The organism is Hymenobacter sp. DG01 (genome assembly GCF_006352025.1).
Lineage (GTDB): Bacteria > Bacteroidota > Bacteroidia > Cytophagales > Hymenobacteraceae > Hymenobacter.
The window spans coordinates 752,026-767,073 of record NZ_CP040936.1 but is presented as its reverse complement, the minus strand read 5'-3'; the positions used below and the strand labels follow the sequence as shown (position 1 = coordinate 767,073).

Below are 15,048 nucleotides of genomic sequence, written 5' to 3'. Positions count from 1 at the left end.
CAACATCAGCACGCGAGATGTCTCCACAAGCTCGACATGACAGATACTTTGGCAACATCAGCACGCAAGATTCCTCGGACCCTGGCTTGATGCGCCATATGCTCGGAATGACGTTTTAGAATATGCAAAGAGCTTTTTCTGCCGAAGTGCTTCGCTGCTCAGCAGGCCACTTCGGTCAATCGGCAACTCACCCCTGGCAACCGAATCACCGCTCGTTGTTCTGCTTTTCAGCCTTGCGTGTGAGGCCGGTGAGCCAGGAGCGGCTGGCTTCCGACTCGCTTTCGTAGCCCCAGCGCCGCTCGTCGCCGAGGGGGCCGCCGGGGGCCGGCAGGGCGCGGTTCACCCAGCTCAGCACATCGGCGGTGGTACCGGGGAAGAGTCCGTGTAGGGTGGAAAGCACTTTGGCCGGCACGCTCAGAATCACTTCGGCGTCGCCGCGGCGGCAGGCATTCCAGATTTCGCGGCCGGCGCGGTCGGCATCCATGGACAGCATAGGCAGGGAGTCGGCAATGATGAAGGCGGCGTACTCCTTTTTATGCTGGCCCTTCACAATGGCGTGGCGGGCGCTGCCGGTGCGCATCAGGCCGGGACAGACGGTAGTTACCTGAATACCATACTGCAGCAGCTCGGCGCGGTAGCTTTCCGAAAGGCCCACCAGGGCAAACTTGCTGGCGCAGTAGGGCGCTAAATGGGGCACGGGCACTTTGCCGCCCACGGAGGCAATATTTACAATGCGTCCCTCGCCCCGGCGGCGCATACCCGGCAGCACGGCCTGCATGGCATGAAGCGGGGCCCAGAAATGGGTATCCATGGAATCCTGGTAGTCGCGCAGCTCGATGTTGTCGAGGGGGCCGGCCGTGATGATGCCGGCGTTGTTTACCAGCACGTCGATGCTGCCCAGCAGGTGCTCCACTTCGGCTACCAGGGTCTGCACTTCTTCGGCGTTGGTCAGGTCGCGGACCAGGGCCAGCACTTCGGCGCCATCCTGGGTTAGCTCCTGGCGGGTCCGCTCCAGCTCGTCGGCGTCGCGGGCGCAGATGGCTACTTTGGCACCTTCCGCCACAGCCTGCCGGGCCAGAATGAGGCCCAGGCCACGCGAGCCGCCCGTAATCAGCACCACGCGGCCTGAGAGGTCGTAGCTGCCACGGCGGTTGGAGTAGAGGGTAGCGGCCAGCAGGCCCACGGCGCCAGCGGCGACCAGGAGCGTATTTCGGGTTTCGGGTTTCATAGGCGGGTAGGAAGTGGGGCGAACCGGACGGACGGCTCCCTGAGGTGTATGCAAACCCGGCCGGAAAGGTTGCGCCCCGACAATATGAGTTTTTTGCTACCCTACGGAATACACCAGACCTTTTCTGCGTTGTCGGGCAAACAGATTCATAATCTGGCATCATCTTTACAGTTGAAAAGCCCCGCGCCTCTCTTATAGGCGCCCCCGATTTTTCTGCTTCCCCACATGAAGACTACCCTTTTCGCGGCCCTGCTGCTGGCCGCCCCCGCGGCCTTATTCGCCCAGACTACCCCCGCCGCCAAGCCTAAGCCTAAGCCCGCGGCCACGGCGGCCCCTACCCGCCCGGCAGCTCCCAACCCGGCTCAGGTGGAAGCCCGCGCCAACGCCCTCACCGACAATATGCAGAAGGCCCTGGGCCTGAATCCGCAGCAGGTAGAAAAGGTGCGTCAGATCAACCTGATTAGCGTACGTGGGGTGGAAACAGCCCGCCAAACCTACCGCCAGGATGTGCGCAAGATGGCTGGCGTCATTGACGACATCGGGCAGTCGCGCATGGCGATGCTCAAGGAAGCCCTCACGCCCCAGCAGTTCGATAAGTACCAGCGCAAGCGCGAAGAAAAAATGGGCGTACCCAGCGGCCAGGGTGCCCAGGGCAACGCCGCCCCCGGCCTCCCCAGCCGCTACGAGGAGTAGGTGGTGAACGAGAGGGTGAATGAATGAGTGCGTTGTCATGGCGAGCAGCGCTAAGTCATCCTTCCTGACCAACTCCCTACCCCTTGAAATGTGACAAGCCCTTGACGTATGGTAGCGTCAAGGGCTTGTCACGTTATTAGGCTTGTCACAGGGAGAGGACGGATGGCTTCGCTCCGCTAGCTAGGACAGCACTTTAGCTTTCATCAACCAAATACCTGCAGGCTGAGCTTGATAATGAAGGCCCCGACAACGACCAGAAAGAGGATGCGCACGAAGCCGGTACCGTGGCGCAGGGCCAGGTGGGCGCCCAGCGTCGAGCCGATGATGTTGCTCACGGCCATTGGAATGGCAACGCCCCATAGGATCTGGCCGGTATAAGCGAAATAAGCCAGGGCCGCCAGGTTGGTTGCTACGTTCACCAGCTTGGCCGAGGCGGAGGCGGTGATGAAATCGTAGCCAAAGAGGCCAACGAAGGCAAACAGCAGAAAAGACCCCGTGCCTGGCCCGAAAAACCCGTCGTAAAACCCGATAATCAGCCCAACCAGTCCGCCATATAGTGCCTCCCGGCTTTTGGGTAAGCGCGGGGCGTGAATGGAACCGAAATCTTTGCGCCAGAAGGTGTAGATGGCAATAACTACCAGCAGCCCCAACACCAGCGGCGGCAGCAGCTCCTGGGGCAGCAGGCTCACCACCCGCGCCCCCAGAAACGAGAACAGCCCCGCCACCGCCGCCGCCGTGCCCACGGCCCGCCACTGAATGGGCACCTGCCCGGCGTAGCGGCGCAGGGCGGCGGCTGTACCCATCAGGGAAGATACCTTACCGGTTCCGAGGATGGTAGGCACCGGCGTACCGGCATCCTTGAGCAGCACCAGCATGGCCGGCAGCTGAATCAGGCCGCCGCCGCCCACAATGGCATCAACCAAACCAGCCAAAAAGGCAAATACACAGAGTAGGGCGAGGGTGAGGGTAGAAATCATGCGGCCGCGAAGGTAGTGCCGCCATTACCGTAGTTGCTAGCCCAACGGTAAGCTCTTGTCCTTATTCTTTCGGGCATCTTGCGGCGAGGCGGGGCCGTACAGGAAGGCTTACCTCCTTCCTTATGACCGAAAACCTGACGCACCGGCAAAAGATGCTCACGTTTGCCGGCGTGCTGCTGGCGATGTTCCTGGGCTCCCTCGACCAAACCATCGTCAGTACGGCGCTGCCCCGCATTGTGGCCGATTTGAACGGGCTGGACCGCTTTACGTGGGTAGCCACGGCCTATCTGGTAGCCAGTACGGCGCTGGTGCCCATCTACGGCAAGCTGGCCGACACCTATTCGCGACGCAAGATTGAAATCGGGGCGGTGAGTGTTTTCCTGCTGGGCTCTATGCTGTGCGGGCTGGCCGGCGAGTTTGGCCCCCTACCCCTGCTCGGCGACGGAATGAACCAGCTGGTAATTTTCCGGGCGGTGCAGGGCTTAGGCGGCGCGGGCCTGTTTGCCATGGCCTTCATCATTATTGCCGATTTGTTTCCGCCCGCCGAGCGGGGCCGCTACCAGGGCTTTACCGGGGCCGTGTTCGGCACCTCGTCGGTGCTAGGGCCGCTGCTGGGCGGCTTCCTTACCGACCATGGCTCCAACCTGATTCCGGGGGTAGCTGGCTGGCGACTGGTGTTCTACGTGAACCTGCCCCTGGGCCTGGTGGCTCTGTGGTTTATCCTGACCCAGATGCCGGCCCTACGCCCGGCTGCTACCCCCAAACCACTCGACTACCTCGCCGCCGGTCTGCTGATGCTGGGGCTGGTGCCGCTGGTAGTAGCCCTGCAGCTCGATAAGGCCACCTACGGCTGGACCTCGCCCGTCACGCTCGGGATGCTGGCGGTATCAGCCGCGGCGCTGGCTTTGTTCGTACGCCGCAGCCTCCACCACGAAAACCCGATTCTGGATTTCAGCCTGTTTCGGAACCAGGTGTTTCGCACGGCCAATGGGGCGCTGTTTCTGCTGGGCGGGGCCTTTCTGGGCATCATCATTTTTGAGCCCCTGTTTATGGTGAACGTGCTGGGCGTATCAGCCACCAAGGCCGGCGTAAGCCTGATTCCGCTCTCCATGGGCGTTGTGATGGGCTCCCTGCTGGCGGGGCAGATGGTGTCGCGCTTCGGGCACTACAAGCGCTGGATGCTGGGTGGACTGGTGGTATTGCTGGGTGGCTTGTCACTGCTGGCGACCATGCCCGTGACGGTCAGCTACGGGCAGGTGCTAGGGTATTTGCTGCTCAGCGGCCTTGGGCTGGGCCCTACTATGCCGCTCTACACCCTGGCTATCCAGAATGCCATCGAGCCGCAACTCCTGGGGCAGGCCACCTCGGCCAGTCAGTTTTTCCGGCAGATTGGCGGTGCCATCACGGCGTCTATTCTGGGCGTTATTCTGGCTACTACCCTGAGCCAGGGCCTGCCCCGCACCGGCACGGGGCCAGCTATTCCGGTGGCAATGGTAGCCGAGGGGCCTGCGGCCAGCGTTACGGCTCCTGCCTCAGCTTCGGCCAAAGCCGTGTTTTCCCAGGCTATTTCCCGGGTATATCTGTTCAATATCTGCCTGGTAGTTGGGGGCTTGCTAATGACGCTGTTCGTGCCGGAGCTGCCCCTGCGCAAGAGCAACACCGACGCGCCTCCGCCCGCAGTGGAGTAGCCGGGCTGCCAGGGCAGCGGTTTCCACTAGCCAGTAGAAAGCAAACTTCCGCGGCCAGGCCGTGGTTATGGTAGCTATTCATTCTTCTGCCATGGAAACTCCTTTGAATATTCGTCTCAGCGTATTGGATCAGTCGCCGGTGCCGGTGGGCCGCACCCCGCGCGAGGCCCTGCAGCATACCCTGGAGCTGGCCCGCCTCACGGATCGGCTGGGCTTTACCCGCTTCTGGGTGTCGGAGCACCACAATACAAACACGCTGGCCGGCTCGGCCCCGGAAGTACTGCTGGCCCGCCTCGGCGCCGAAACTTCCCGCATCCGGCTGGGCTCGGGCGGGGTGATGCTACCCCACTATTCGGCCCTGAAGGTGGCCGAGAACTTTCGCCTGCTTGAAACCCTATATCCCGGCCGCATCGACCTGGGCATTGGGCGCGCCCCGGGCTCCGACCGCATCACGGCTCACGCCTTAAACCCCCACAATACCTTCAGCGACGAGGATTTCGCCGAGCAGCTCATGGACCTGCGGGCTTACCTTCGCGACGAGGTAGTAGCCGATACCATTCACGCCACCGTAAAGGCAGCGCCCTTCGCCGATACCCAGCCCGAGCTCTGGCTGCTCAGCTCCAGCGGGCAAAGCGGCCTGTTTGCGGCCGAAGCGGGCGCAGCCTTCTCGTTTGCCCACTTCATCAACCCCAACAGCGGCCCCAAGCTGATGAAGCTGTACCGCGACCGGTTTAAGCCCTCGGCCGAGTTGGCCGCGCCCCAGGCCAACGTGGCCATTTTTGTGGTGTGCGCTGATACGGCTGGCCACGCCCAGGCCCTGGCCGACAACCTTGCCCTGCAGATGCTGAAGCTGGAAACCGGCAACTACTCCCCCATTGATGCCGTGGAGAAAGTAAACCTGAAAAACCTCTCCGCCGATTTGCTGCACCGCCTGGCCTACCATCACCAGCGTATTATCTGCGGCACGCCCGACAAGGTAAAGGCCGACCTCACGGCCCTGGCCGCCGACTACGCTGTGGACGAGGTAGTGGCCGTCACCATCACCCACGACTTCGACGACCGGCTGCACTCTTATGAATTGCTAGCCGATGCCTTTGCCCTCCCGGTGGGGGTAGCAACTTCGCATACTGCCTTGGTGGGCTAGTAAGCCTGTCTATTCCTTAAATAAATACCGTAAACCCAACGTGAGCTCAGGCCTGCGTTGGGTTTCTCGCTATCTATTTACCTGTATTTTTGAGCCTTATTTCCTAGTGTAGAACTTTTCTAAAGAACTGTTTTGAATCTATCTAAATAGAGCCGAGCTTTGCATTGTTTTAAATCGTTCTAAACAAGCTCGCCCTAGCTCCAATGGCCCGACCTCTCCCCCTGCTACTGCTTCTTTCCCTTCCTCTGACCAGCATTGCTACCCCGCTCAGCGAGGGCAACGGCCCGGCAGCTACCAAACGCGCCGACGACGAAACCGCCCAGCGGGGCCGTTTGGCCGGAGTAGTAAAAGATGAGAAAGGACTGCCAGTAGAAGGCGTGACGGTGGCTCTGAAAGGCACTTCCTTCGGCTCCATGACCAACGCTGAGGGTACTTTCCGCTTCTCGGCACCGGCGGGCTCTTACCAGCTGGTCGTGAGCAGCCTAGGCTATACTTCCCAGGAGCTGACCGTAACCATTACGGCCGGCGAAACCACCACTCTGCCCGCCTTCGGGCTGACCCAGAGCAGTCAGCAGCTCAATGAGGTGACCGTAACCGGCAATCGCAGCCTCAACGAGCGCCCCACCAGCGTGAGCAAGCTACCCGTAGCCTCCCTGGACCTGCCCCAGAGCGCCGTGACGGTGGAGCGCCAGGTGCTGGAGCAGCAGCAGGTACTGCGCCTCTCCGACGCCCTTGTGAACGTGAGCGGCCTGTACGTGACCAGCACCACCGGCGGCACTCAGGAAGAGCTGGGCAGCCGGGGCTTTGCCTACGGCAGCAACAACACCTTCAAGAACGGGGTGCGCTTCAACAACGGCGTAATGCCCGAGGCCAGCTCCCTGGAGCGCATGGAAGTGCTGAAGGGCAGCGCGGCTATCCTGTACGGCAACGTGGCCGCCGGGGGGGTGCTGAACCTGGTCACCAAGAAGCCGCAGTTTGAGCGCGGCGGCTCGGTAGGGCTGCGCGTAGGCAGCTTCGGGTTCTGGAAGCCGATGGTGGACGTGTACGGGGCCGTGGGCAAAAGCGAAAACGTGGCCTTCCGCCTGAACGGTACCTATGAGCAGGGCAACAGCTTCCGCGACGAGGTGAAATCGGACCGGGTGTATGTGAACCCCTCCCTGCTGTTCAACCTCACGCCCAAAACAACCCTGATTCTGGAGGGCGACTACCTGCGCGACAACCGCACGCCTGACTACGGCATTGGGGCCATTAATTACGAAATTCCCGCTTCGCGCAGCCGTTTCCTCAACGTAGCGGGCGCCAACAACGCTACCCAGCAAACCAGCACCACGGCTACCCTTACCAGCCGCCTGAACGATTCCTGGCAGATTAGGGGGGTAGCGGGTTTCCAGCGCTACGAGAACGAGCAGCAGAGTGCCGCCCGCCCCACCAATATTGTGGCCACACCGGGCGCCACCTACGGCAACTGGAACCGCGGCCTGCAGCGCAGCGAAACAGCCGAAAACTATTTCCTGGCCCAACTGGACCTGACGGGCAAGTTCCGCACCGGCTTCCTGGAGCACACCGTGCTGGTAGGAGCCGACGCCGACCAGTACCAAACCAAATCGTACGCCTACACTAACCCGGCTTCGGCCACTGATCCAACGAAAGCCGTTGCGGTGTTCGATGTTATCAACATCCTGGACCTGAGCAAGACTATTGCCCAACCCAAGGAGCGGGTGGCTGGCTTCCAGAGCCTGGTGCGCAACACCTATACGCAGGCAGGTACCCGCCGCGCTGGTTTCTATGCCCAGGACCTGCTCAGCATTTCTGAAAAAGTGAAGGTGCTGGCGGGCCTACGCTGGAGCTACCAGGAAACGCCCTCCGACGTGTACTACTACAACACGGTAGCCAACACCACGGGCACGGCCCCCATGGCCGGCAAGCTGGTGAATAACCGCCGCTACGACGATGCCTTCTCCCCCCGCCTGGGTGTGGTGTACCAGCCGATGAAAACCACGGCGGTGTTTGCCTCCTACTCCAACTCGTTTACCCCCCAGGGCAACACAGTAACCGACCTGAACGGCCAGCCGCTGCCGCCCTCTATCATTGATCAGTACGAAGTAGGTATCAAAAACGACCTGTTCAAAGGGGCGCTGTCGGCTAACGTAACGGCCTACCATATCGTGAACAGCAACCAGGTGCAGAGCGTGCTGCCCAACGACCCACGCATTACCGCTAACACGGTGAACCGCGTGAACCCCCAGGAGCTAGCGGGCGAGGTAACCAGCAAAGGCGTGGAGGTGGACATTCAGAGCCGCCCGGTGTATGGCCTCTCGTTTATTGCCGGCTACAGCTACAACAACACGGCCTACACCAACAGCAACATCTATAAAAACGGGAGTCGTCTGCGCTACAACCCCGCCCACACGGCCAACCTGAGTTTATTCTACAACTTCAGCAGCGCCTTTGGCGAAACGGGTTTTCTGCGGGGGCTGACCGCCGGCGTTACGACTTACTACGTCGGCGACCGGCTCGCGGGCCGCAACAACCGGGAATTGAACCCCGCTACCGGCCTGCCCTGGACCGACAAAACCCCGGAGCCCTTCAAGCTGATCAGCGTGCCCAACTACCTGCAGTTGGATGCCTCCCTGGGCTACAACTACGAGCGGTTCTCGGTGCGCGTGAAGGTGGCCAACATCCTGAATGAGCTGAGCTATAACCTCCACGACGACAACAGCGTGAACCCCATTGCCCCGCGCAACTTCGCGGCTACCCTGGGCTACCGCCTGTAAGTGCCCCATACCAGCGGGCTGGAAAACCTGCCCTTGCCGGCCGAAGAAAAAGTCAGTGAAGAGAAAACCCGGGAGGTGCTGGCTGCAACTGGCTACCTTCCGGGTTTTCGCCCGACGTTCCGCCTCGTATTTTAGCCCCATGAAAATCTTTTTGCGCAACATTCACCTTTACCTCAGCCTGGTTTCGGGGCTGATTATTGCCGTGGTCTGCCTGACGGGCGGCATACTCGTTTTCGAGAAGGAGCTGGAGCAGGCCTGGCACCCGGAGCGCTACTTTGTGGCAGCACCCGCCGCCGCTACCCCCGCCCTGCCCCTGGAGCGCCTCACGGCCGCTGTGAAAGCCTACAAGCCCGACGCGAAAATCACGGGCATGAAGGTGTACGCCGACCCTACCCGCACCGTGGAGTTCAACCTGGCCGGCGCACCCGGTGGCCCCGGCGGTGAGCAAAAAGGCGAAGGCAAGAACCGGGGTGAAGGCGGCCAACGTGGCGGCGAAGGCCGTATGGAGGCCGGCAAAGCTCCGCAGGGAGAAGAGCGGCGGACCGAAGGCGGACGAGGTGAAAGCCGGGGTGAGCGAGGCGGCAAAGAAGGAAAAGGAGAAGGCAAGGGCGGCAAAGGTGGCGGCGAAGGCGGCCGCGGCCCGGTGGTATTCGTGAACCCCTACACGGCCGCCGTAACCGGCGAGCTGAACTACCGCGAAACCTTCTTCTTCACCATGATGGCCCTGCACCGCGGCATGGTGGGTGGCCCCATCGGCAAGCTGATTGTGGGCGTGAGCACCGTTATGTTCCTGTTCATCATTATCACCGGCATCGTGCTCTGGTGGCCTGCTACCCGCAAGGCGGTGAAGCAGCGCCTGCAGGTGAAGTGGAGTGGGGGCTGGAAGCGCCTCAACCACGATTTGCACATCGTGCTGGGTTTCTACTCGGCGTTGTTCCTGTTTGTGTTTGCCTTTACTGGCCTGGCCTGGTCGTTTGAGTGGTTCAACAAGGGCATCTACGCCGTTACCAACTCGCCCATGCAGCGCCCCGAGCCGCCGGTTTCGGTAGTGCCAGGTGCCGCGGCCGTAACCGCAGCCCCTACCCCCACCGACGCTCTCGAACCTGCCGCTACTCCGGAGGCGGCGGCGCCTACCCCCGGCCTCACGCCCGACGCGGTCCTGGCCCGCGCCCGCGCCCTGGCCCCGGCTTCGGTGTACTACTCCCTGCAGTTGCCTAAAGACCCCACCGGCAGCATACGGGTAGCGACCCTGCGCCCCGATGCCAGCTACGAAAACGCCACCGACGAAACCTACCTCGACCAGTATTCGGGCCAGGTCCTGAGCCAGCAGACCTACGAGCAGCGCAGCTTGGGCCAGCGCGTGCGCGGCATGTTCAAGCCGGTTCACACGGGCTCCATCTGGGGTTGGCCTTCCAAGATTATCAGCGCCGTGGTGTGCGTGCTGGGCTTCACCTTCCCAATTACGGGCACCATTCTGTGGCTGAACCGCCTGCGCAAAGCCTGGAAGAAGGAGCGCAAGCTGGCTGCGGCAGCTGTATAGAGCTAGTATTAGAACCTGGACGCTACGCGTCCGTACTTGCAGAAAGCGTCAGGCTACTTCAGCCTGACGCTTTTATTTTGCGCTTCTATGGCTTCATCTCCTACCCCCCTTCTGCCCTCTAACCCTTCCGAAAATCGTTTTCTGGCCCTGCTCCGGCGGGCGGGTCTGCTCGATTGGTTTCTGCTGGGGCTGATTGGGGCGGTAGTGCTGGCCTACTTTATCCCGGACGTAGGCAGTAAAGCCAGCCCGATTCCGTGGAAGGCGATTACTACGGCCGGAGTGGCACTTATCTTCTTCTTCTACGGGCTGCGCCTGAGCCTCGACAAGCTAAAGGCTGGCCTGCGCAACTGGCGCCTACACGTGGTGGTGCAGCTGATTACGTTCGTAGCGTTTCCAGTACTGGCCCTGGTAGCGCGGCCCTTGTTCGCAGGGTTGAAAGGCGAGCAGCTTTGGCAGAGCATCTTCTTTCTGTGCACCCTGCCCAGTACGGTTTCTACCTCCGTTGTGATGGTGAGCATCGCGCGGGGCAACCTGCCGGCCGCCATCTTCAATGCCAGCATCAGCAGCCTGCTGGGCATCTTTCTGACCCCGCTTTGGACTAGTCTGTTCCTGCACACCTCCGCCGATGAGGGCCACCTGTGGGGCTTGGCCGTGAGTTTGACCTGGCAGGTAATTCTGCCGGTGGTAGCCGGCGTGCTGCTCAACCGCCGCTTCGGGGCCTTTGCCGAGCAGCACAAAGGCGCCCTGCGCATCTCCGACCAGGTAGTGATTCTGCTGATTGTCTTCACGGCCTTCTGTGAGTCGTTTGCCGAAGGTATTTTCAGCAGCTATGCCGCCCGGGATATTGTGCTGCTGGGCCTGGGCATGGTGGGGCTATATTTGGCTATTTTCGGGCTGGTTTGGGGCCTGAGCCGGGTACTGGGCTTCTCGCGCGAGGACCGGATTACGGCCCTGTTCTGCGGCTCCAAGAAATCCTTGGTGCACGGCAGCGTAATGGCCAGCCTGCTGTTCCCGGCCACCGCCGCCACTGGCCTTATCCTGCTTCCCCTCATGCTCTACCACGCCCTGCAAATTATTCTGGCCAGCATGATGGCCCAAAGCATGGGTAGGGAGTAGGTTGGGTGTAGGCTAAGGCCGTAGCGCGAAAATCCGTTTCGCGACGAGCATAGCGAGTTCTTTATGGTAGTTTCCTACTGCCGATACTCGCTATGCTCGTCGCGAAACGGATTTTCGCGCTACAAATACTTCCTACCCCTGCTTGCTCAGGCAACCTGCACCTGTAGCTTCTGAGGGCGGAGCTTTTTCTTCTTGTTACGCCGGCCCCACCAGATAACGGTGCCGGTAACGGGCAGGCTGGCCGAAACCAGGCTGGCCAGAAACGCCACTAACTTCCCGCCGAAACCCAGAATCTGGCCGGTGTGGATGTCGTAGTTCATGTCCGTGAGCTTGGTACCAGTGCTTTTCGTGTCGTGCAGGCTGGCCTGCAGCTCCTGACCCGAAACCGGGTGGAAGGCGTAATCGTCGCGGTAGTAGTAGTGCAGGGCCTTGCGGTAGGTCCAGCAGTAGGCGGGTTCCTTGCCGGCGCCGGTGGGGCCCATCAGAATCATTTCGGCCTGGGGCGAGCGGCGGCGGGCCGTCTGATAAATGACGTCGCGCACAGGCTGCACGGCCGCGGCTACGGGCTGCAGAGTATCTACCTTGGCCGTTATCAGATCCTGGGGGTAGGTTTTACCGCCGTTGGCCAGGTAGGCAATGGGCGTTAGAACCGCCGGAAAAATCATGAACAGACCCGTAAGCGCCAGTATCAGTCCAACGCTAGCGGCGTAAAAGCCCAGCACATTGTGCAGATCATAGTTCACGCGCCGCCACCGGGCGCCCCACTTAATGGTGAAGCGCTGCTTACGCTCCTGCTTGCGCTTGGGCCACCACAGCACAAGGCCGGTAAGGAGCATCACCACGAAAATCATGACGGCGCCGCCCACTACCCATTTGGCAATGGCCTCGGGCAGCAGCAGGGTCATGTGGATTTCCTGCACGATGGCAAAGAAGTGCGTGCGCAGGTCGTGCTCGTGCAGCACCTCAGCCGTGTAGGGGTTCAGGTACACCTGCGTGGGCGCCCCGGCCTTGGTGGTGAAGAACACGGTAGCGGAGCGCTCGGGCCCGAAGTAGGTAACCCAGGTATCCTTACTGTCTATACCGGGGTGGGCAGCCAGGGCAGCGGCCTGCAGGCGCGAGGGCAGCACCGGCGCCTGGGCCCGGGCCTCCACCTTACGCCAGGGCTCCGTCAGGTCCCGGATTTCATCCTGGAAGACGAAGATGGCCCCCGTGATGCTCACAATAAACACAACCAGCCCGGACGCGAGTCCGAGCCAGAGGTGTAGCTTGCCAACGAGCTGCTTAGCCGTCATAAGCGCAAAGGGTTAGGTTAGAACTTATAGGCCACGCTGCCGATAACACTGCGCAGTTTCTGCGGGTTCATGGTGGTGTAGCCGGTCCAGTACTGCTGGTCGGTCAGGTTATCTACTTTAGCCGAAATGCGGTATTTGGGCTGGTCGTAGAAAACACTGGCGTTGAACACGGTGTAGCTGGGCAGGATAAACACGTTGGTGGATGAGTTCTGCACACGGTTTTCGCTGGCGTAGTTGCCGCCGAAGCCGGCGCCCAGGCCACGCAGCGCGCCCTCGGGTTGGCGGTAGCTTACCCAGGCGTTAGCCAGGTAGGGCGAGGAAGCGGTGTTGGGCCGGCGGCCGTTCACATCTTCGGGCGAGTCCTCAAATTTCGAATCGTTGTAAGAGAAGCCCCCAACCATGTTCAGACCGGGCACCGGGTTGGCGGTAAAATTGACTTCCACGCCTTTGCTACGCTGGGTAGCATCCTGGGCGTTGATGGCCTCAAACGTGGTGGGCGCGTAGCCCAGCAGCCGCAGCCGGTCCTGCACCCGGATGTCGTAGTAGCTCACCGTAGCGCTGAGGCGGCCACCGGCCGCGTCCAGCTTCACCCCACCTTCCCACTGGTTGGCGCGCTCAGGCCGGGCCAGCGGACGGCTGCCGTCGGCGGCCAGGTAGATGCCCAGGTTGTTGAAGCTGTTCTGGTAGTTGGCAAACACGCTCACCCGTTCCTTCACCGGCTGATACACCAGCCCGAACTTCGGCGAAAAAGTAGTTTGCTTGTAGGCCGCCACGGGCGTGTACAACAGCCCACCGGTATTGCTGACGTGGTCCACGCGCAGGGCAGCCAGCACGCTCAGTTGCTCCGTCAGGTTCAGCACGTCCGATACGAAGGCGCTGTAGGTATTCGATTTGGTGGTAATCAGGTAGCGCCCACCGCCGCCGCTAGCGTACACGGCGTTCATATTGGTGCCGTTGAAGCGGTCCAGGATGGGGCGCGGCGAGGCCAGGGCCACCGTGTCGAAGTTGGCGCCCACAAAGTTGACATCTGAGTTGATGCGCAGGAAATCGAGGCCGAGCACCACGCGGTTGCGCATGTTGCCTACCTGGAAGTCGCCGTTAAACAGCTGCTGCACTTCCCACAGCTGCCGTTGGCTGTTGTCCGTCGATTGGTCGGCCCGCACCAGGTAGGTATCGGCGGCCGGCAGCTCGGGGTTGCGGCTGCGGAAACCCGGAGTTGATGGCGTCAGGTAGAAATACGCCGAGTTGCCGTTCGAGTAGCTGTTGCTGCTGGTCAGGTAGGTGGTGGCCGTAAAGGCGGGCGAAATCTTGTACTGCACCTGCCCGAACAGGTTGGTGCTGCGCGAGTCCTGAATCAGGCCCGGGCCCTGGTAGGACTGGCGGTAATCAAACGGCGACTTGTCGGCCCGGTCAAAGCCCAGCACATTCGGGGCGAAGTACAGGAAAATGAACTGATTGCCCGTGCCCCGGCCCTTGTAGATTTCCGCGTCCAGGTTTACTGTCAGCCGGTCCGAGGGGCGCCACTGCAGGCTGGGAGCCACGGCCAGGTTCTTGTTGAAGCCAGTGTACCCCTTATTCTGGAAATTGTCCTCGTAAGTGTAGGCCGTGTTCAGGCGGAAGCCCAACGCTTTGGGCTGGTCGGCGGGCGTGTTCTGGTCCACCAGGTTCACGTCGGCACTCACGCGGTGAAAGCCATAGGAGCCGGCTGCTACCCCTACCTCGCCGCCAAAGGTGTCGAGCGGTTTCTTCGTGACGCGGTTGATCAAGCCGCCATATGAGGTCAGAGCCGAGCCGAACAGCGTGGCCGAAGGACCTTTGATGACTTCCAGCTTCTCCAGGTTCACGGCGTCGATGTTGCCGGTTACGTTGCCGGCCACGCCGTTGCGCAACTGACTTTGCGTAACGAAGCCCCGCGCGGCGTAGAAAGCGCCGCCGTCGCCGCCGCGGCCGGTGGCATCCCACATTTTCTGCAGGCCCGGAGCATTGCGCGTCGCATCATCTACGGAGAATACCAACTGCTCGGTCAGCAACTCCTTGCCCACGGTGGCGTACACCTGGGGGTTTTCGAGGTTGTTGAGCGGCATCTTATTCACGTCAACCGACTGCTTGCGGGCGAAGCGGTTCACGCGGGCTCCGTTCACGACTACCTCCCGGAGCTGCTCGGCATTTTCAGCTAACGCAAAATCCAGAGTTACACCTTGGCCGCCGCTTACGGTCACCGTCCGTTCCTCCGACTTCAGGCCCACCGCCGTAACCACCACCGTGTACTGCCCATCGCGCACCCGCTCAATCACATACTGCCCCTGGTTGTTGGTAATGGCTCCCTGGCCCCGGCCCTTCAGGCCGATAGTTACGGCCTCGGCCGGACTGCCGTCGGAGGTAGTTACGGTGCCACGGATAGACGCTGTTTGTTGCGCCAAAGCAGATAGGGAACAAGCCGTTAGGGTGGAAACCAGGCCCAGGCGTTGCAGTGTGTTCATGCGAGGTGAGTTATTTAGAACAATTCTAAAAATTCACAAAGTAAAGGCAGGAATCAATAGGATGAAAATCTATTTAGAATAATTCTACACAATATTCCCTTAACAAAGAGCAGCAT

Annotated in this window: 10 protein-coding genes; 6 read left to right on the top strand and 4 right to left on the bottom strand. The window is 61.1% G+C overall.

Annotation, left to right across the window (positions count from 1 at the left end; translation table 11 throughout):
• Positions 1 to 205: 205 nt before the first annotated feature.
• Positions 206 to 1,228 carry an SDR family oxidoreductase gene (locus FGZ14_RS03210; RefSeq protein ID WP_139921149.1) on the bottom strand — a complete coding sequence of 341 codons (1,023 nt, stop codon included), beginning with the start codon at positions 1,226 to 1,228 and terminating at the stop codon, positions 206 to 208.
• A gap of 225 nt (positions 1,229 to 1,453) precedes the next feature.
• On the opposite strand from FGZ14_RS03210, the gene FGZ14_RS03205 reads away from it, so the two are divergent.
• Positions 1,454 to 1,921, top strand: a complete 468-nt coding sequence (locus FGZ14_RS03205; protein ID WP_139921147.1) for a hypothetical protein — start codon at positions 1,454 to 1,456, stop codon at positions 1,919 to 1,921.
• Between the two features lie 203 nt (positions 1,922 to 2,124).
• On the opposite strand, the gene FGZ14_RS03200 is transcribed toward FGZ14_RS03205, so the two are convergent.
• Complete coding sequence (locus tag FGZ14_RS03200; RefSeq protein ID WP_139921145.1) at positions 2,125 to 2,898, bottom strand: TSUP family transporter; 774 nt, start codon at positions 2,896 to 2,898, stop codon at positions 2,125 to 2,127.
• A gap of 122 nt (positions 2,899 to 3,020) precedes the next feature.
• Between FGZ14_RS03200 and FGZ14_RS03195 the strand changes: the two genes are divergently transcribed.
• From FGZ14_RS03195 to FGZ14_RS03175, 5 genes are all read left to right on the top strand, one after another.
• Positions 3,021 to 4,586, top strand: coding sequence for an MDR family MFS transporter (locus tag FGZ14_RS03195; RefSeq protein WP_257883330.1), 1,566 nt, complete (start codon positions 3,021 to 3,023; stop codon positions 4,584 to 4,586).
• A gap of 91 nt (positions 4,587 to 4,677) precedes the next feature.
• Positions 4,678 to 5,730 (top strand): LLM class flavin-dependent oxidoreductase, encoded by a 1,053-nt coding sequence (locus tag FGZ14_RS03190; protein WP_139921143.1) that lies wholly within the window; start codon positions 4,678 to 4,680, stop codon positions 5,728 to 5,730.
• Between the two features lie 203 nt (positions 5,731 to 5,933).
• Positions 5,934 to 8,504: a TonB-dependent receptor gene (locus FGZ14_RS03185; protein ID WP_139921141.1), complete on the top strand. Its 2,571-nt coding sequence runs from the start codon at positions 5,934 to 5,936 to the stop codon at positions 8,502 to 8,504.
• A gap of 139 nt (positions 8,505 to 8,643) precedes the next feature.
• Entirely contained in the window at positions 8,644 to 10,044 is a 1,401-nt protein-coding gene (locus tag FGZ14_RS03180) for a PepSY domain-containing protein (protein ID WP_139921139.1), read from the top strand.
• An 87-nt stretch (positions 10,045 to 10,131) separates the two neighbouring features.
• Positions 10,132 to 11,160 carry a bile acid:sodium symporter family protein gene (locus FGZ14_RS03175; RefSeq protein WP_139921137.1) on the top strand — a complete coding sequence of 343 codons (1,029 nt, stop codon included), beginning with the start codon at positions 10,132 to 10,134 and terminating at the stop codon, positions 11,158 to 11,160.
• 146 nt (positions 11,161 to 11,306) lie between these two features.
• Here FGZ14_RS03175 and FGZ14_RS03170 read toward each other — a convergent pair whose 3' ends face one another.
• Together FGZ14_RS03170 and FGZ14_RS03165 are read right to left on the bottom strand one after the other, a co-directional pair.
• Positions 11,307 to 12,452, bottom strand: a complete 1,146-nt coding sequence (locus tag FGZ14_RS03170) for a PepSY domain-containing protein (RefSeq protein ID WP_139921135.1) — start codon at positions 12,450 to 12,452, stop codon at positions 11,307 to 11,309.
• Between the two features lie 17 nt (positions 12,453 to 12,469).
• Entirely contained in the window at positions 12,470 to 14,932 is a 2,463-nt protein-coding gene (locus tag FGZ14_RS03165) for a TonB-dependent receptor (protein WP_139921133.1), read from the bottom strand.
• Positions 14,933 to 15,048 lie beyond the last annotated feature (116 nt).